Here is a 19604-nt window from a genome sequence, read left to right as displayed (position 1 = left end):
ACAAGCCGCCATGATAAAACGTATTCATGGCTGCCTGCTTAAAACCTACTGGATTCCACCACCTAAAGCTCTGAATAAGTCAGTTGACGCGTTTATTTTTTCAAGCTGAATGCTGATGGCTTCCAGATCGTTTTGAAGTCTGCTGTTTTGCGCTGTGATAACCTCCAGATAGCAACCTGGCTGATGATCCTCGTTTTCAGCACCGAAAGGTTTTCATTCTGTCCAAAATAATTGGCTATGGCTGCTTCCTTCTGCATTTTTGCCTTTCCCCAGATATCTACGTCCCAGGAGAGTTGCAGTGTCGCGTCGAAGTTGTCCATATACGATGTCCCTACAAACTGCTCGCTCAAAGAACCATTTAGAAAATTTTTGGACAAAAAAGCACGGCTGGCGCCAACGTTTAAATCAAGGGATGGTAAAAGGCCCAACTTAGCTTCTCTATGCGCAAACACCCGCGGTTGAAGCATTAGCCAAACACATCTTTGAGAAAATTACAGCAATGCGTCTATTCCGCTTGGCTGATAAAATAACCTCTATTGCCGCATCACCTTTTAAGGTAATTTAAAAATTTCACTTTTTAAGCGGCCATACGTATTCAAACTTGCTGTTGATCGGTGCGCCATAATAATTGACGCCCAGATAGTCAAGACGCTTTTTATGTATTTGCAGGCGTCTGTCAAAATCATCGAAATTTTTATTTTCCTTACTTGTCCAGCCAACTTCGGCTACCGCGACCGCTCTTGGGAAGACCATGTATTCGACGTACGCTGGTGTTGACATGTATTCCGTCCAGGCATTGCCCTGAACGCCTAATATATGTTTGCCCTGCTCTTGGGACAAGACCTGTGGCGTTGGCTCAAATGAATATGTTTTAGCGATATCGACAAATCCGCCAATGGCCAGCGGCTGCGTTTTGGCATCCGCCTGATAGTAATCAAAATACATATGTGTTGTCGGAGTCATTATCACATCATGATTTTCTTTCGCAGCGGTGATCGCTCCCTGAATTCCTTGCCAGCTCATAACAGTTGCATTGGGCGACAAACCGCCCTCGAGGATTTCATCCCAACCAATCATGCGCCGACCTTTTGCTGTGATAAATTTGTCGATCCGCCTGATGACATAACTCTGTAAACCATGCTCGTCTTTCAAATTCTGCTTTTTGATCAGCTCCTGTGCGAAGCGGCTTTCTTTCCACTGCGTTTTGGGACATTCATCTCCGCCAATGTGAATGTACTTCCCTGGGAAAAGCTCGATAACCTCGGAGAGAACATTTTCCAGAAATTGCAGCGTTTCTTCGCGGGGCATAAAAACCTCGCTGTATACACCCCATTTGGTGCCAACCTTGTAAATTTTATCGGGGTTGTTGCCCAAATTAGGGTATGCAGCCAAAGCGGCCAGTGCATGACCAGGCATCTCAATTTCCGGAATAACATTAACAAAACGATCCGCTGCGTATTTGACGATCTCTTTGATCTGATCCTGGGTATAAAAACCACCATAAGGCTTGCCATCATATTTTGCCTCTGTGTAATGGCCTTTCATGGTTTCACTCCGATTAGAACCTATTGTGGTCAGTTGCGGATATTTTTTAATTTCAATCCGCCAGCCCTGATCGTCGGTCAAATGCCAGTGAAACTGATTCTGCTTGTGCAGGGCGATCAGATCAATGTATTTTTTTACGAATTCGACCGGCATAAAGTGACGTCCCACATCGAGCATTAGACCGCGGTAGCTATATCGCGGAATATCCGTAATCGTAGCCAGCGGAACACTCCATTTCACTCCGCTGACAATGGCCGGGCTAAATACCTCCGCTGGCAGCATTTGCAAGAGAGTCTGCATGCCGTAAAATGCACCTTTTGCAGTGCGCGCCTGGATTACTACGCCCTTGGAAGTGCAAGAGAGCTTATATCCCTCTTCACCAAGACTTTCATCGTTGGAAACAGCGAAATCAATATCTGCTTTTTCTTTTACTTTGGTAATTTTCATTCCCGTTGCCCGGCTCAGCTGCGATGCGAGCATATCACCCACATGTGACCACGTGGCATCTTTCGGGGTGCTTATTTTTGTCTTCTCCTTCATTGTCCACTCTCCTTTTGCAAGCAGTGTATGGGAGGGTTTAGGAATAATATTGGGTTGCGCACAGACTATATTTTGTAGCCACAGGCAAAAAAATGTAAACAGTAAATGTTTCATCACAAATCTTAAAACAAATTGAAAATACAAATCGAGTCAGTCAGATACTTGCCAACTACATCAAAATCCGCTGTTGCTATAGGCCTTACTTAAAATATCCGACCATAATTTATTTAAAAGCTGACCTGACAGGCCGGCCAATCCAAACCTGGGGCTGGGTTAATTTAAATAAAGCAGCAATCGTAGCAGCTGTGTCAAAGGTCATTATACTCTCGCTGATCTGATTGTCCTTTCTAATTCCCGGGCCGGCAATAATCCAGGGTATCTGCATTTCCAGCATGGAAATCGCGCCGTGTCCTTTGTTGATTCCGCCATGGTCCGCAGTGAAAATGATCGCTGTTTTATCCATGATACCTGCCTGCTGGATGCTTTCGATGATGCTGCCAATATGGGCGTCGGTGCGTTCAATTGCTTCATAGTATTGCCGAGTACCATGACCAGCATTATGTCCAACGCTATCTACATCATGCAAGTGGATAAATAAAAAATTAGGTTTCTTCTCTTCAATATAGCTCTTAGCCGCTTTGGTCAGAGCAATATCCCCATCGCAGTTTTGATCTTTGTTCACTGCCTTTTTAGGAAATAAGTAGCCAATACCGTCCCATTCATAAATGACGCCAATTTCACTTTTGGGCCTTTGTTTTCTTAAAAGTGCATAAACCGTCGGAAACATACCATACTCATCGAGCTCTCTGGCTGGCAGATCAGGCGACTGGCTTCCCCATTTGGTGTATCCATGTAGCTCTGGACCCACTCCCATCACCATTGAAGCCCAATTAGGCGCACTTGAAGATGGAAGAACTGTCCGTGCCTGCAGCGACCAGGAACCTTGCTTCATCAGCTTTCGCAGGTTGGGTATCTTTGCATTTTCAAAAGCGTAGGCACCAAAACCATCTGTACCGATCAAAATCACATGCTCGATTCTACCTTGTGAAAATGAAGCGTTGAATATCAACGAGAAACAAAAAGCAAGTATGCACCGGATCTTAAATTTCATATTTTTGAAAGTTGTATTAAAAAAGCAAGGTCGGGCTTATCCCAACGCTTTATTTGCGATAAGCAGTTAAACATGCGCCAATTTGCAGCTGCGGTTTGAAACCACAGACACAACCGGGTAAATGCTTTCCGACTCTTTTAAGTTTGCCTGCACAGGGGTCATATCTAAAAAATCTGATTTGCGGCCATTTACCTGAGCGCTGCCATCCGAAAAAATGCTTACCCGTGCCCAAAGAGGATCTTTATAGCGCAGCATCGACGAAAGATAAGAATAGGATCTGAGTAGTTCCATATCATAAGTGGTGGTATTTTTTTTCTCCCCTGCCCAATAATAGGACATGCTATTAATCTGAATATACTGGATTCCATTTATAAGGTTTTGATAATCCTGATGATGATGTCCGCTGAAGACCATCTGAACCTTTAAATAGCCAGCCCGCTGATTGGCGTTTTCGAAAATGCGCCTGATTGCAACCCCCTGTTCTATACCATCCACGTCATTATCAATACCTTGATGGCAAAAGACAATCACAGCCAACTTGGTACTGGCCAGATCCTGAGCCAACCATTGCCTTTGAAGTTGTCCAATGTACCTGGGATAACCTCTGGAAGCCCCTGAAGGATTTTTTTCATTTCCGTTCAAGACGATAAAATGATAATTATTGACCTCAAATGAATAGTAGGCTTCTTTAGCACTCCAAAAGTCGATGACCTGTGCATGGGTAAAGCCTCCTTCGGTATCGTGGTTGCCGATTACATGGTATTTACGTCCCGCAAATCGGTTCCAAACATCTAACAAAGGCCGGTTAGATTCTTTTGGCATGCAAAAATCACCAAGCTGGATGATGAAATCTGTCTTTTGCTGATTCATTGCATCTACGAAACTTCCCAGACGCTTTGCAGCATCCGGAATCAAATCGTAGTGTAGATCTGCACAGATTCCAAAACGAATAATTTCTTTCGGTTTGACAAAAGAATCTGACGTATCCAGACACAAAGGTGAAAGTGAAGCCGCTTGAAGAAATGACCGACGTTTCATGTTATTTGATTAAATATGATGTTCATAATACTGATTGTCCACACTTCCGTCAGCGTATAGCCTCAGGATCGCATAACCAGGAGCGGTTTCCTCATAAAAGTAAGGGCCGGCAGATTGCTCATTTCCCTTTTCCCACCAATAGCCACTCATTGCTCCGTTGCAGAAGTAATGAACGCCATTGAAAACATTGCTGTCCAGTAAATGATTGTGCCCGGAGAGACAAACTCTGACTTTATCCTTATGCTTGTAGAACAGCTTGCGCAAGGCCACATGGTCCGCATGTGCTCCGCCGGTCCAAGCAGCGGTAACCGAAAGGATTGGATAGTGTGACATCAGTAGCACATAATGCACCTGAGCAACAGCATCAAGCTCCTTTTCGAGCCAACTCATTTGCTCTGCGTCGAGTTTGATTCCCGGGTTGTTGCCGTCCAGAATAATGAAATGCCAGTTTTTTTGGGTAAAGCTGTAATACCTGTGCGGAATGCCTACTCGTTTGGCGACATAATTCACCCCGTACATTTCATCCTCTTTGGATGCAGCCTGCCACCAGGGATCATGGTTACCTATGCAGCTGTAAATCTGGTAACCAGCCAGCGTCTTGATGCATTCATCCCAGCTAGCCCACTGCGCAAGCATCGACTCGCGCGTAACATCTTTGTAATCAGCCGCAAAGATTGAATCTCCTCCATTGAGCACAAAGTCTATTTTATGCTTCTTTACCTGATGAAGACACCTTTTAAATCGGGAGGTAATCTGCTCCTGAGGCCGCAAGTGCACATCAGTTATATGCGCAAGAGTGAGTACCGGCTTATTTTTAACAAACCTGTCTGCGTCAGCAGCTGTCCCCGGCGTTCCAGCCAGTGCTGCCGCCAGGGATCCATTAGCTAAAAAATCTCTTCTTCTCATCGTTTAAATTACCAGCCTGGATTTTGCTTGATATCAGGATTTAATACCAACTGCTCCTGAGCCAGCGGCGCAAGGTAATCACGGCCAACATTGAACTTATAGCCACTGCTCATACCTGCAATATTTTGGTAAAATTCGATGTAACCTTTGCTATCGACGGGGTAAGTAGCCAGCTGTGCAGCCGGGACCTTGCCGTCCCATTGCGCACGCATCGCACCCTTAGGTTTCCAGCCAACGAGTTTTTCGTCGGCTGCGGCCCAGCGGAATAAGTCGTCATGGCGATATCCTTCACAGGCTAACTCTACCCTTCTTTCGCGGCGTATCTCATTGATCAACGGACTCAGCGCCGGAAATTCCGGATTTGGGTCGCTAATGATAGCACCTACGGTTAGTGCCGGCATTCCGATACGGTTTCTGAGCATATTAATGCTCAGATCTGCATCCGCCTGCGTAAGAATACCCAGCTCGGCCTTTGCCTCTGCAAAAATCAATAATGCCTCTGCGTAACGGAACAGAATGAGCCCTGTCGTACCCCGGTCGATTTGTTGGTTATAATCCGGGTTGTGCCCTTTATAAACCTGATATCCCGTGGCTGGCTTATTCTCGTTGGCAGCAGAAAACGATGGCGTCTCAAACAGGGCTGGAGCTGCTCCACCCGGGCGATTGTTGGTAATGACATGTTTGCCGTCGGGAACATACAGTGTTTGTGATAGACGCGGATCCCGATTGGCAACCACGTTCAGTAAAGTGGCATCACCTTTATATAGCGGGCTTGTCGAAACAGTTTTTCCGTCTGTGCACAGATATGCGTCAACCAGGTCCTTTGTCAGCCCGCGGGCTGCACCGGTATTGGTGTAACGGTGCCAGTAATGACCACCGTTTAAGTTCAGGTCGAATTTTCGCCATAGCATGATTTCCGTGCTGGCAGAATAATCGGTTTGATTAAACAATTTCCAATAACCATCCTCTCCTGGCGTTGGTTGCAACTGATAACCCGAGCCGCTTTTAATCAATGCTTCACTGACATCAGCAGCCTTTTTTAAAAACTTCTCACCATTCGATCCACTAACCCCGAAGGCACTACCCGCATGATATTTTTCCCAGGACCCCTCAAATAAAGCGATGCGCGCCTGCAAAAGCTGTGCGATCTCCTTGTTGATGCGCATCGGTGAGGCTTTTGATTTTGTCGGCAGATACTCGACTGCTTTATTAAGATCATTCATCAAAGAATCCACGATGACACTTCGTGACATTCTGCCGCTGTTAAGCTCGGCCGAAGTGGGGTCAAGCGGCTTATTAATCCATGGAAGATCCCCAAATGCTTTCAATTTGTTGAAGTAGAAGTAGGAACGAAAAAACAGCGCTTCGCCCACATACTTCTTTTTGTTATCCCAGCTCTCTTCGGCCTTGTTATAATTTGCCAAGAAGTAGTTAACACTGCGAAGCGTCGACCAGTCGCCATAAGCCCAGCCACCGCCCGAGGTCGGCACCAAGCGTTCACCGTTCAAAGAAGCGTTGTAACCTGTGTAAATCATATTATCGCTTCCTTCGTCAGCATCGTAGCCATAAATACCAATGGTCCCGTAGGCACTGATTGTGGAGGGAAATGCGGCATAAAAGTTGTTCACGTAAAGCTGCAGATCATTGGCCGTTTTCCAGTATTCGGCATCACTGATGTTGGTTTCAGGCGCTCTTTCAAGAAAGTCTTCCTTACAGCCGGCGATCAGGCCGGCAAGGGCAAGCACTAGGATGGATATAAGATGCTTTTTCATTGATTTTATCAAAAGGTGTTTTAGAATGTTACATTTACCCCGGCTGAGAATGTTCTCTGCAAAGGATAGATTTTGCCTGTTCCGATCGATAGTTCAGGATCCAGTGTTTTAACCAGCTTGGTAAATGTCGCCAGGTTTTCAGCACTTACGTAAAAACGGATCTTTTGTAGCCTGATCGCCTTCATTACCTGGCTTGGCAGTGAATAACCCAGCTGCAGGTTTTTAATGCGTAGATAAGCTGCATTTTGCAAATATCTGGTCTGAGTCTGGGTGTTTTTCGAATTCTGCGAGCTCATATAGAATTTGGGGTAATATCCCTCAGGCGTTTCGGGGGTCCAGCGGTCCTGATGAACGGTGAAGACCGAACTTTGCCATTCGTCGCCCACGATACCAAAAAAGTAATTAGAACCGATAAAAACCTCTCTTTTTGCAATGCCCTGAAGAAATATTTGCAAATCAAACCCTTTCCAGGCTATATCACCCGTGAAACTGTATGAATATTTTGGCGTACTGTTTCCGATCACCTTACGGTCGCCTGGATTAGCCAGCGTACTGTTTCCTGCATCAATTTTTCCATCTCCATTCAAATCCGCATATTGAACATCTCCCGGTGTCCATGCCGCTGATGATAAAAATGTCTGAGACGGGGATTCAGCTACCTGCTGCGTACTTTGAAATAGACCCAAACTCTGGTAACCCCAGATTTCACCCATTTTCTGGCCTTCATAATAGGTTGAAAGTGTTCCGCTCGGATTCAGATATTTTACAACTTTTCCCGAATAATTGCTTAATACGCCTCGCAGACCATAGCGCACATCGCCAATGTGATCATTCCAGGCCAATGAAAGCTCGAAGCCACTTGTTTGAATGGCAGCATTGTTTGCAGTAGGCGGCGAAGCTCCCAGGATAGCTGGCAAGGCCTGAGACGGACCTGCAAAATCATTGGCTTTTCTTACATACCAGTCAAAAGAGGTTGTCAGCCGGTTATTGAGCAGAGAAATATCTGTTCCGATATTGGTAGACGTAGTCGTCACCCAGGTAAGATTAGGATTTACCATAGTCGGATAATTTACTGCCGCCTCTTGCCCGGATCCAAAAAGCCAGGAAGTAGATGTAGGTTTGGTAATGCTCAGACTGGGATAAAATGGATACCAGTTCGCCCCGCTTGCATCCAGAAAATACTGGTCTCCCAAAGAGCCGTAAGACGCTCTGATTTTAAAAGCACTGATGGTCTTAGCCAGCGGCTCGAAAAAACCCTCGCGGTCAATATTCCACCCTGCTGAAATACCTGGATAGAATTTCCAGCGCACATCCTGCAAAAACCGGGAGGTACCATCGTAACGCCCATTAATTTCCAGCAGGTATTTTTCTTTAAAGTTATAGTTAATCCTTCCAAAAAATCCTTCCGAGGCAAGTTTGCGGATGTTGTCTCCAATTGTAGGTGAGGTACCGTAAGAGGTATTCAGCGAGGGAATATTGTCCGAATAAAGCAGCGAATTGGATGCCGAATAGCTTTGAAATTCGGTCAGATCGCGTACATAACCGCCAAGCAATTTTAGGTAATGACCGCCCAACTGCTTTTCATAAGTAGTAAAGGCATTTACAATATGGTGAAAACTGCGCTCATTGGCTCTTGAGAAAGAACTTGGGGAAGTTCCGCCAATGACTGCTTTGCTACCATCGGGCAGAAATTCATACAATGTTTTCTGATGCGAGCGGCTGTCATAAAAGCTTCCGTCGAGTGTGTAATTTGCGGTGGCTGTCCAGTCTTTGGTAAACTTTACGTTAAACTCCCCCGTCAGCATCACCTGATCTGTAACTGTATTATTGCGTCCTCCCTGGGTATGCAGCAGCACATCACTGGTCGAAGAATAATTCCCATCTGGATTAAAGAGCGCTACAGTCGGGTATTTTCTGGCGATCTGGTGCATATAGGCCTCATTTCCTCCACCTGTCTTGCTTCCGTATAAGTTCGGAGTATCATAAAGTTGGCGCGAGGCACTGCTGCGGAAACTGAAACCCAGCCAGCGCGTTAGGTCCGAAGTAATATTGGCCCGAATATTAAATCGCTTGTAAGTATCTGTGCCATAATTGTACATCCCGCCACGATAATTATAGCCTCCACCGACGTAATAAGTACTTTTTTCGGAGCCACCTGTTATACCAACATTATGCTGCTGGCTGAATGCAAAATCTTTGAAATAGATTTTAAACCAATCGTTGTTCGAATTACTGGATGCCCAGGTCTGCCAGCCATTGGTACCTGCAGCCGGATTGACAATTGTTTCATCTGTAATCTTTCCTGACTGATAATCTTTAATGCGCTGAATTGTTTGATCATCGAAGGCAGGTGCACGACCTGCATTTTTAAAGGCTTCATTGTATAAATTGGCAAAATCGAGCGAGTTTACCATCTTGGGCAGGTTAATTGGCTGTGCCCACGATAAGTTATTGTTGTATGTGATGCTGGCTCCTTTTCCCTTCTTACCCTGTTTGGTATTGACCAGAATAACCCCATATGGTGCGCTCGATCCGTAAATTGCCGAGGAGGCGGCATCTTTCAGGACCGTTATGGACTCTATATCAGAGGGGTTGATAGAATTTAATTCTCCACCCTGGATGCCGTCGATTACGATCAGCGGTGAGCCCGAAGTTCCCAATCCAGTATACCCGCGGATGTTGATACTTTGGGTCGCATTTGGAGCTCCCCCACCGGTTCCGGTTGTAATGTTCAAATTGCCGACTGCTCCTTGTAATGCCTGGCTAATTCTTGTAACCGGGCGATTCTCTAATATCTCACTGCCAATTTGCTCGGTTGCCCCTGTTAGGTTTGCTTTTTTCTGTGTACCATAGCCTACCACAACAGCCTCATTAAGCACAGCAGACGCCTCAAGCATTTGTAGCTCAATGGTTGAATTACCTTTCAATTCAACAAGCTGACGTTCATAGCCGATTGAGGAAAAAACCAACTTAACATTCAATGACGAGACCTGAAGGGTAAATTTTCCTTCTGCATCTGTCGAGGTTCCGTTGGTGGTTTCATTGACCAACACATTCACACCCGGAACCGGGTTTTTCATAGCATCTGTGACGATCCCGCTAACTCTTAGTTGCTGGGCAAACAAGTCCTGGGTACAAAAGCCAAAAAAACAGCATAGTTGTACAATCATGAATAGCCGTAAAGCATGTTTCATTGCAAAAATTGATTAGGTTTACAGAATAGGAACGAACTTAAATTTTAATATTTATAAACATTTGTTAAATTTAAGTAAAAATATTTTCCTGTCAAGGAAAGTGTGATTAAATTTTTGTTAACCAATACTAAACATTCATTTTTTTGGAAACGGGACCTAAAAAATCCCGTTCTGAACATAAATAACTGATATGGAAGGATTTTTTATTTTAGAAGTAGGCCGCCGCATTAAGCAGAAACGTCTTGAGAAACGAATGACCTTGCAGGAGCTGGCAGACAAGTCCGGGGTGAGCAAAGGGTTGGTCTCACAGATTGAAAACGGCCGCAGCATTCCCTCACTGCCGGTTATGCTCGGTATCATTCAGTCACTGGAAGTAGAAGTTAGCGCTTTTTTTCAAGGGTTAAGCCTTTTGGAACCTACCGTTCTGTTAAACCGTAAAGGCGATTATACTGCTTTTGAAAAAGAAGAAGCCAAGGGTTTTAACTACAAGCGTATTATGATGCGTAACCTGCCGGCAAGTACAATCGATTTTGCCCTGCTTGAATTGACTCCTGACTCGTACAGGGAAGAAGTGGTCACCGATGCGTACGAATTTGTATATATCGTCAAAGGACAGACTCAATATCTGATTAACGAACAAGTTCTCGAGCTGCAAGAGGGCGATTCGATCTTTTTCGACGGTCGTCTGGCGCATGTGCCGAAAAATACCTCCGGGGAGAACTGTTTACTTTTAGTAGTGTACTTCTTTGCTCAAAGCCACTGATTAACGGTATATAATATACGTTTTTCGATTTATCGTGGAAATGATTAACGCTGAAAGCAGACAAATTCCGGAAATAGAAGCGAAAATATACGATGTATTCCCCGTCAGATCAATGAGCTTACCCAAAAGCGGCTCGCCAAGGGCCGCAAAAAGGTAACCAGTCATGTTCATCAGCCCAATCCCTGTGCCGGTGTGGTTGTTACCAAGCATTTCGGGGCACAAAGTCCAGAAATTCGCCTGTGGACCGTATACAAAAAAACCGGCCATCAACATAACAATTCCCTGCAGGGCAGTGTTTTCTGCGGGCGCTACAAAAATCACAAGGGCAACCGCAGCGCTAGCCAACATCCCAAATCGGATCGAGGCGATGCGGTCACGCCGGAAAAAATTATCAGATAGATTGCCAAATGAGACGGCCCCTGCCGCCATTCCAACCGGCAGAAGAAATGTTACCCAAATATTGTGCGAATTCTCTTTCCAGTTGGCTCCAAGGTAATGTACGGGCACCCAGAAAATAAAGCCATACCGAGCCATGCTTTCAAATGCAAAAGCCAGCGTAACAGTCATAAAGTTTTTGTTTCCGAGCACAGCCTTGTAGCGGGTAAGCCAATCCTGCTGACCTTTTGGGGGTATTTCATGGTCCAATTCGCGGTAACCCAGATCTGAGGGGCGGTCTTTTACAAAGATCAGCAGTAAGGTAGAGGTAACCAGAAGCAATAAAATCGGTAGTCTAAAGAGCATTCTCCATTCAAGTTCTTGCTTTAAAATCACGATCGATAACAGGTAGGTGACCACAGACGATAAGCCAGCAGCCATCGTGTAAAACCCGAATGCCATGCCTTTCTCGTTTGCACCCCACCAGTTGGAAATAATTTTTCCTCCCGGCGCCCAGGCCATCGATTGAAAAAACCCATTCAGGGCCCAGCAAATCATAACCATTTCAAGTGAAGTAGCAAAACTGACAGCCAGGTTCGCAGCCACAGACAGATACGCGCCGGCAGGAATCATAAACCGGGCGCTGAATCGGTCTGCCAGATTACCGTTCACAAATTGTCCGATCGCATAGCCGACAAGCATGGCAAAACTAATCCAGCCGATGGTTGCAAACGGGACATTGAATTCAGCTGCAATACCATGTGCTGCCCAGCCGAAATTGTGCCTTCCCGTATAAAAGAACAGGTAGCAAACCATCGTAAGCAGTAACATTTTCCATTGCTGTTTCCTGAATGCTTTCATCTGATAAAGTTAAGTCAATCGAAAAAAATACCTACACGAAGCGGCTTATATTTAATTGCATATTCAAATGCAGCTTGCGCCTGTTTCAATTCAAATTCTGCTCCAATAACCGTACTGAACGGAAATTTTTTGTGACAGCGGCCAATAAAATCAACCGCATAGGCAAAATCCTGGTAATTGTAATTGTGCAAGCCTTTAACGGTGATGAGTCTTCTGACAATTTGTTCTGCATCAATACACACCTTACGGGTCTTAAAGACAGCACCTATCCAAACTGACGTGCCGCCGATATCTAATTTCTCAAGCCCCTGCTCCATCGCTTCGGCAGCGCCGCTCATGTCAAATACAAGGTCAAATTTACCGGGCAGGTGATTCTCGCCGGCATCCCCCGACAGTAAATAACTTTGATCTGCCCCAAATTGAAGCGATTGACTTAGCCTGTCGGGATTTATATCAGCGGTAATAATTTCGGCTGCACCCGCATCTTTGCACATGGCAGCACATACCACACCAAGCAGACCAAGCCCGGTAATCAATACTCGTTTACCAGAAATTTCACCAGCAAGCCTAAGCGCACCTGCCACGGTCGCAACGGCACAATTTATCGTAGCAGCTACCTGATTCGGTACGCCGGCAGGAACCTTCATGAGCACGGTGTTCTTCCTTAAAAGACAGTATTGAGCCAATCCTCCATGAAAAGATTCTTCATCGGTGATCTGCGCATGTCCATATTTAAAAAGCCCGGGACCTTTCTGTGGCATGCCGTTTAACGCTTCTGCTGACAAAGGGTCAGAAGAAAAAATACTCCATGTGACAATATCACCTACTGCCAGCACACTGCCTGCAAAATCTTTACCTGAGTGTCCAATACCAATTTCGATAATTTCACCGACGATCTCATGGCCCAGAATTGTCGGCGTTTTTTCATGTCTCAACCCGCAATAGGTATGCAGATCACTGCCGCATATGGTCGTATACAGATTTTTTACCAGGACCTGACCAAACTGAGCCGATGGTCGTTCTTTCTCTAAAAGTTGCATATGCTCACCGGCACGATTAAAAACCAAAAGATTGGCTGCGCTCATAATAATTTAAGTGTCAGTTAGCTTCACAAATGTAGTGACGCATAAGTTTATATATACTAAACAATAGTTTATTAAATTGTTAATTTTTGCCAATCTCATCTGGCCAGGCCACGAGTTGCCCGGTAGCTTTATGGGCTGGTCGCTGTGCGTGCATACTACGAAGTCTGCGGCCCAGATCAGCAGACATCTTTTTAACACGGTCTGGTTGTTGATCGGCAAGGTTTTGAAGTTCACCAATGTCGGACCGAATATCAAAAAGCTCAAAGTGGCTGTCGTGATAATAGAATATCAACTTCCAATCTCCTTGCCTTAACGTACTTGTAGGCCCAATCCCCGGACCGGATTCCTCCCATTTATTTGGAAAATGCCATATCAGGTCTCGGCTGATATTATCGGTGTTGTTACCGCTCAGCTGAGCCACAAAACTTTTGCCGTCCACTTTTTGAATCGTTTTATATCTGTGAATTCCTGCCATTTCAAGAATAGAAGGAAAAAAATCCTCAGCTATCAAATATTGCGCTGATGCAGTTGCTGGATTTGTCTTACCGGGCCACTTTACAATCATCGGTACTCTGATGCCACCTTCGTAGGCGGACCCTTTTCCACTGTTTAACGGACGGTTGTGGCTGTGAGGTTGGCCACCACGCACTTTTGCTGATGCAGTGTATCCCCCGTTGTCGGAAAGGAAAATGATTACGGTATTGTTTTCAATTCCTCGAATGCGGACGTAATCCATCAGATCACCCAGACTTTTGTCCATGCCTTCAATCATTGAGGCGTAAACAGCCTGCTGCTGGTCAAGGCCCTGAGTTCTGTATTTTGCATAGTAGGGATCGTGTGGCTGCAAAGGAACATGGACAGCATAGTGGCTCATGTACAAGTAAAAAGGTTTTCCACATGCCTGGGCTGAATCCATAGCTGCTTTGGCCTCCAGGGTCAAAGCCTCGGTCAGGTTTAGCTCTGTAGCATGATATTTCTCAAGACCCGGCACCGACCATACGCTCTTTGCATGGCCATTTTGGTCGTTGCCATAATTTTCGATCGCCTGGTAAGAAGCAGGCCCTCCGGAAGCATGACCAGCGACATTGATGTCAAAACCAAAACTTAATGGATCAGCTCCGGGTGTATTGCGGGCTGCAAAATGTGCCTTACCAACGTGAATGGTGAAATAGCCATTTTTTCGAAGTATTTCCGGCAAGGGGGTAATGTAGGTACTGCGCTCAATACTATCGACCGGTTGAATGCCATTTACGTTCCAGAGAGGAAAGGTCAGTTTCTCGTCAACAGCGTCCTTGCTGGTGTTTCGCTCCAAGGTCCAGTTGGTAACTCGGTGGCGCGCTGCGTTCATACCGCTGATCAGACTGCACCTGCTCGGAGAGCAGACCGCTGAGGTGTAGGCCTGGGTAAATTTCATTCCTGCGCCAGCAAGTCTTTCCATGTTGGGTGTGCTGTAGAGCCGGTTTTGCGCAGTTACTGTTTGCCAAAAAGCGACAGAAGTATCCTGCCAGCCCATGTCATCAACAAGAAAAAAGATGATGTTTGGATGTGAAGAATGTTCATTAGCTACTTTTTGCCCGCAAGCCCCAACAGACAACAAAATCAGAAAGACCAGTTTAATGCTTAGATGCATAAGTTTAATCTTAGACGGTTTCCGGTTGTTGATTTTGCATTTCAACGATTGGTAACAAGTCCAATAAATCATCCACAATAAATTCAGGATTCGCGCTCGTTAATTGTTCTCTTGTGTGAGCGCCGGTCGTAATACCAATATTAATTTTACAACCAGCATTTTGGCCCTCCATGATATCGACCGTCGAGTCTCCTACTTTGATTACCTCCAAAGGATCTTCAATCCCAAAATGTTGCATAGCCAGCAGGATCATATCCGGCTGCGGACGGTTTTTTGAAACATCCGAAGCGGTAACCAAAAGATCATAATCAACCCCAAGCTTCCAGCCGACTTTTTGTACAAGACTTTCGGCTGTGATCCTGTTATAGCCTGTGTTGAGAACGATGAGCATGCCATTTTCTTTCAAGACACGGAATAACAGGGTGGCGTTGTCTTGTTGGGCAACATCCAGGTTTTCGTAGGCGTCAGAAAGAAGTACAAGAAACTTTGAAAAAATACGTCCAGCAAGCGCTTCATCGTCAATTTCGCTGATGCGAAGTACACTGCGAATAGCTTCGAGTTTTTCCTTGCCCGCTCCGACTTGGAGTACTTGCTCTAATGAAAAGTTAAAACCGGCTTGATTGATAGCACTACAAAGGGTTTTATAAACCACATTATTTTCATTGACCGTCGTGCCTGCCATGTCAAAAACAATCATTTTAATCATAAGTATTTGGTCTCTGATTTTTGAATTGGGATAATAAAGCTGACAAATGTAAATAAATATTGTTTACAAATATTAAACAAATGTTAAATTAAATTTGATATTTTTGTCTAAACTAACAACACACTTCGATGTCCCTTTACCAAGACCGATGGTTGGCACTTTTAAGTTTTCTTTTCATTGTATCTCCATATACGAATGCGCAGAAAATAAAAACCCGACTTCCCAATATTATCTTCATCTATGCTGATGATTTGGGGTATGCAGAGCTGGGTTGTTACGGCCAGAAAAAGATTAAAACACCAAATTTGGATAGACTCGCCCGACAGGGTATTCGCTTCACACAGCATTATACCAGCATGCCAGTCTGTGCACCCGCGCGGGCAATGCTAATGACTGGTAAGCACGGTGGCCATGCCGCAATTAGGGGGAATCTTGAAATGGGTGGCTTCAAAGATGACCAAGAACGAGGACAAATGCCTTTGCCGGACAAAGAATTTACAATAGGTGAACTATTAAAACAGAAAGGATATGCCACGGCCCTAATTGGCAAATGGGGTTTGGGAATGTTCAATACAGAGGGTGCGCCGCTCAAACAGGGATTTGATTATTTTTATGGCTACTTGGATCAGAAGCAGGCGCATAACCATTACCCATCTCATTTATGGGAAAACGACAAATGGGATACACTCCCACAGCCCTGGATTGATGTACACAAGAAGCTTAAGGCGGCCACAGCAACTGAAAATGATTTTAACTACTTTAAAGGCAAATCTTATGCTTCTGAAAAAATGACCGAAAAAGCGCTGCGCTTTATCGAGCAAAACAAACGGGCACCTTTTTTTCTTTATTTGCCATACGCTATCCCACACGTTTCGTTGCAGGCTCCGGATGAGTATATAAACGAATACTTACCGGTTTTTAACGAAAGGCCCTATTACGGAAACAACGGATATGCATCCACAAAATATCCACTTGCTACCTATGCTGCAATGATCACTTATCTGGATGATCAGGTTGGTATTATCCTACAAAAAATCAAACAGCTCGGACTTGACGAAAATACCATCATCATGTTCAGCAGCGACAATGGTACAACTTTTAATGGTGGTGTGAACGCTGCTTTCTTTGATAGCGTAGCAGGCCTTCGCGGACTGAAAATGGATGTATACGAAGGCGGAATTCGAGAGCCGTTTATCGTGCGCTGGCCGGGGAAAATCACAGCAGGCAGCGTAAGCGATCATGTTTCGGCCCAGTACGACCTGATGGCTACACTCGCTGAGCTGACAGGCCAAAAGCTCAAAGAAACTGACGGCATTTCTTTTCTTCCAGAGTTGCTGGGACAGAAAAGAAAACAACAAAAACATGACTTTCTCTATTGGGAATATCCTGAAAAGGGCGGTCAATTGGCCATTCGTATCGGAAACTGGAAGGGTGTCAAAACAGAATTAAGAAAAAATCCCGCAAGTCCCTGGCAGATATTCAACTTGAAAGCTGACCCCAAGGAGACAAACAATCTGGCCGGCCGGCATCCGGAATTGATAAAGAAACTAGATGCAGTTCTTAAACGTGAACACACCGATTGCGGCATTGCAGACTGGGACTTTATTGATAATACCGTGCTGAACACTACTAAATAGGGCTGTTTTGGTACAAGGACTGTTTTTTTAATAAACCGGTTTGGCTACAAGTGAGTATTCACAGCAGCTTTTCAGCAGAGCGAAATTTCAAGACACCAGCTCACAGCCCCTGTAAATTAAGAAGTTAATTCAGATCCAGAGAAATTTCATGTAATAATTAAAAGAATCCAGTCGAAGAAGGTATAGCTCTGAGCTGATGCCGTTAAGCAAATAATGATCGTTTCACATATGGCCCTCTTATAGCAAAAACAACCTAAACGGATTATTCGCAGAAAAACTACTCAGGGTTGCCCACCTAAAAACAAGCATACGACTGTTAAAACATACCCAATTATCAATCAGGTATGTTTTTATCAATGACAAGATGACAACATTGACACTAGTTTTCAAAACCATTTATGATCGCCAGCAGCTGCATTAAATTGTCAATAACAAAGTCAGGCGCAGCGCTCAGCAATTGCTCCCTGGTTTGCGCGCCTGTTGTGATACCGATACTAAAAAGACAACCCGCATTCTGTCCTTCTTCTATATCAATTGCCGAATCTCCCACCTTGACCACCTGATCTGGATGCTCTATTGCCCGATTTTTCATAGCCAGCAGGATCATATCCGGATTCGGTCGATTTTTTTCCACATCTGAAGCTGTGATCAGTTCGTCGTAATGCGTGGCTTTCTGCCAACCAATTTTTCCTATCAAACCTTCGGCTGTCTGCCGGTCATAACCTGTGTTGAGAGCAACGGATATTCCTTTTTTCTTCAATTCAGCAAAAAGCGGAGTTGCATTGTTTTGCTCGGTAACATCCAGATCTTCATAAGCTGTTTTAAGCAGTTTCTTAAATGTTTTGAAAATATCATTTGCCAAAACTTCGTCTGCGATCTGCTTGGATGCCAGTATGCTGCGTATGGCTTGTAGTTTTTCCATGCCTGCCCCTTCCGAGAGCACCTCTTCTAAGGTAAAGTCAAACTGCCGTTCATTAATAGCACGCATGAGCGTCTTATATACCACATTGTTTTCATTGACTGTTGTTCCAGCCATATCGAAAATTACCATTCTGATCATTGTAAAATAATTTTAGTTTAAAGAATGTATTAATCAAATTATGCAGCCAGCCCTTGAAGAACTAGCAAAGCGCGCTACGCTTTGGCAATAGTGGTGCTTGTGGCGCAGCCCGGGACTTTTTCACAAAGTATATCCAGGAAAATAACAGGGCACATGTTCCTAGCACCGCAAGCAGGTAGGAAAACTGTATTAACACCTGAGACCATTGCAGGCTTTTCATGAAAAATTCCTTGTATAACAAAAGGAAAACACTGCCTAAATACCCGAAGGCGTCGGAGATGTAAACAAAGAATCCCGCGTTGGCTTTAATTCTGAACAGTGCGATCATGCGTTCGTATAAAGCGACCTGGATTGGCGTGTAGGCCATAAACATACCAGCTCCCAACGTCAGCATCCAGCTGAAAGGGCCAATAAGTCCGTTGTTGAAAGCATAGGTACTTGCGCCACAAGTAGTCAAACCGATGGCTATGAGTACCTGAACTGCGACAAACCCTTTGAAATTGCTCTGAAAAAAAGACAGACAGGCTACACTAATGAGCACAACTAATCCAATGATCGTTTCAGTTGTTGAAAAAATATTGGCATTCCATCCTGGTTGTATTTCATTCCAGATCTCAACCGAAAAGTTGTCACGAAAATCGCGCATGGTTGACAGCAGCATATAAATAAAAACAAAAGCGGCTATGCCCCATCCGTAATTTTTCACAACAAGCCTTTTGTCCGCTGAGCTCATCGGCAAGCGCTCAGACCGAAGTTTTTTATCAGCAGCGTCCGGCGCAGGAATAGCATGCAACATCCAGGAGAACAGCAGAAAAGCGGGAAGAAACAGCAGACCCACAATGGCAGGCAGCCAAAACTCGCTTAAATCAGGCATGAAATCATTGATCTGAAAATAGATCGTTTTCAAAAATCCGGAAGAGACAATCAGGCTGATGCTCAAACCCATAGCCAATGCCTCAGTGAATCTTCGTCCTTCAAGATAACTAAAAATCACCCCCCAGACCATACCCAGGGGAAGTCCGTTAAAAAAAAGCAGAATGAAATTATACGGCGCAGGAACCATTCCGAATAATACCAGGGCGACTTCTGCAAAAACGATCAACCCGATGATCAGTTTTTGCCTTGATGCAGCTTTTAACTCCGAAATGATTTTGATACCCATCCATTTAGAACACATATAACCTACCACCTGCGCAACGATCAGTACCGTTTTATAATGTAGCTCCCAGAGGCTGTAATCGGCATAAGTTCCTGCGGCAAAAGGCTTCCTGAACGCATACATGCAGAAGTAAGCACCGAAGGCGGCCACGATACACCAGGCAACAAAGAATACTGGAGAGCTGGACAGCCAGCTCCGGAGCTTTATGTTCATAATATTTTT

General features: G+C 44.8%; 15 protein-coding genes. 2 read left to right on the top strand and 13 right to left on the bottom strand.

What is annotated here, in order from left to right:
• Window positions 1–92: 92 nt before the first annotated feature.
• The 7 genes from E0F88_RS31550 to E0F88_RS31520 all read right to left on the bottom strand — a co-directional run bounded on the left by E0F88_RS31550 (window position 93) and on the right by E0F88_RS31520 (window position 10106).
• Complete coding sequence (locus E0F88_RS31550; RefSeq protein ID WP_181956118.1) at window positions 93–467, bottom strand: TolC family protein; 375 nt, start codon at window positions 465–467, stop codon at window positions 93–95.
• A 103-nt stretch (window positions 468–570) separates the two neighbouring features.
• Window positions 571–2199, bottom strand: coding sequence for a beta-N-acetylhexosaminidase (locus E0F88_RS31545; protein WP_131962448.1), 1629 nt, complete (start codon window positions 2197–2199; stop codon window positions 571–573).
• Window positions 2200–2308: 109 nt separating this feature from the next.
• Window positions 2309–3196: an alkaline phosphatase family protein gene (locus E0F88_RS31540; RefSeq protein ID WP_131962446.1), complete on the bottom strand. Its 888-nt coding sequence runs from the start codon at window positions 3194–3196 to the stop codon at window positions 2309–2311.
• Window positions 3197–3262: 66 nt separating this feature from the next.
• The gene (locus E0F88_RS31535; RefSeq protein ID WP_131962444.1) at window positions 3263–4234 is read right to left on the bottom strand and encodes a metallophosphoesterase family protein; all 972 of its coding nucleotides are present in this window, start codon (window positions 4232–4234) and stop codon (window positions 3263–3265) included.
• A 9-nt stretch (window positions 4235–4243) separates the two neighbouring features.
• The gene (locus E0F88_RS31530; protein WP_131962442.1) at window positions 4244–5140 is read right to left on the bottom strand and encodes a metallophosphoesterase family protein; all 897 of its coding nucleotides are present in this window, start codon (window positions 5138–5140) and stop codon (window positions 4244–4246) included.
• Window positions 5141–5148: 8 nt separating this feature from the next.
• Window positions 5149–6912, bottom strand: coding sequence for a RagB/SusD family nutrient uptake outer membrane protein (locus E0F88_RS31525; protein ID WP_131962440.1), 1764 nt, complete (start codon window positions 6910–6912; stop codon window positions 5149–5151).
• A 20-nt stretch (window positions 6913–6932) separates the two neighbouring features.
• Window positions 6933–10106 carry a SusC/RagA family TonB-linked outer membrane protein gene (locus E0F88_RS31520; protein WP_131962438.1) on the bottom strand — a complete coding sequence of 1058 codons (3174 nt, stop codon included), beginning with the start codon at window positions 10104–10106 and terminating at the stop codon, window positions 6933–6935.
• 190 nt (window positions 10107–10296) lie between these two features.
• Between E0F88_RS31520 and E0F88_RS31515 the strand changes: the two genes are divergently transcribed.
• Entirely contained in the window at window positions 10297–10869 is a 573-nt protein-coding gene (locus E0F88_RS31515; RefSeq protein WP_131962436.1) for a helix-turn-helix domain-containing protein, read from the top strand.
• Here the strand turns inward: E0F88_RS31515 and E0F88_RS31510 are convergent, their stop codons facing one another.
• The 4 genes from E0F88_RS31510 to E0F88_RS31495 form a co-directional block, all read right to left on the bottom strand.
• The gene (locus E0F88_RS31510; RefSeq protein ID WP_229213971.1) at window positions 10870–12105 is read right to left on the bottom strand and encodes an MFS transporter; all 1236 of its coding nucleotides are present in this window, start codon (window positions 12103–12105) and stop codon (window positions 10870–10872) included.
• A gap of 14 nt (window positions 12106–12119) precedes the next feature.
• Complete coding sequence (locus E0F88_RS31505; protein ID WP_131962434.1) at window positions 12120–13190, bottom strand: zinc-binding dehydrogenase; 1071 nt, start codon at window positions 13188–13190, stop codon at window positions 12120–12122.
• 79 nt (window positions 13191–13269) lie between these two features.
• Window positions 13270–14820, bottom strand: a complete 1551-nt coding sequence (locus tag E0F88_RS31500) for a sulfatase (protein WP_131962432.1) — start codon at window positions 14818–14820, stop codon at window positions 13270–13272.
• Window positions 14821–14830: 10 nt separating this feature from the next.
• On the bottom strand, window positions 14831–15526 hold the full coding sequence (locus E0F88_RS31495; protein WP_165940208.1) for an HAD-IA family hydrolase: 696 nt from the start codon (window positions 15524–15526) through the stop codon (window positions 14831–14833).
• A 128-nt stretch (window positions 15527–15654) separates the two neighbouring features.
• Here E0F88_RS31495 and E0F88_RS31490 point away from each other — a divergent pair, with 128 nt between their 5' ends.
• Entirely contained in the window at window positions 15655–17163 is a 1509-nt protein-coding gene (locus E0F88_RS31490; RefSeq protein WP_131962428.1) for an arylsulfatase, read from the top strand.
• A 379-nt stretch (window positions 17164–17542) separates the two neighbouring features.
• Here E0F88_RS31490 and E0F88_RS31485 read toward each other — a convergent pair whose 3' ends face one another.
• Together E0F88_RS31485 and E0F88_RS31480 are read right to left on the bottom strand one after the other, a co-directional pair.
• Window positions 17543–18223 carry a phosphonatase-like hydrolase gene (locus tag E0F88_RS31485; RefSeq protein ID WP_131962426.1) on the bottom strand — a complete coding sequence of 227 codons (681 nt, stop codon included), beginning with the start codon at window positions 18221–18223 and terminating at the stop codon, window positions 17543–17545.
• Between the two features lie 61 nt (window positions 18224–18284).
• Window positions 18285–19595, bottom strand: a complete 1311-nt coding sequence (locus tag E0F88_RS31480) for a DUF5690 family protein (protein ID WP_131962424.1) — start codon at window positions 19593–19595, stop codon at window positions 18285–18287.
• Between the last annotated feature and the right edge of the window lie 9 nt (window positions 19596–19604).

The sequence above is a fragment of the Dyadobacter psychrotolerans genome, assembly GCF_004349265.1.
Taxonomy (GTDB): Bacteria; Bacteroidota; Bacteroidia; order Cytophagales; family Spirosomataceae; genus Dyadobacter; species Dyadobacter psychrotolerans.
This window is presented reverse-complemented; position numbering and strand designations above follow the sequence as displayed.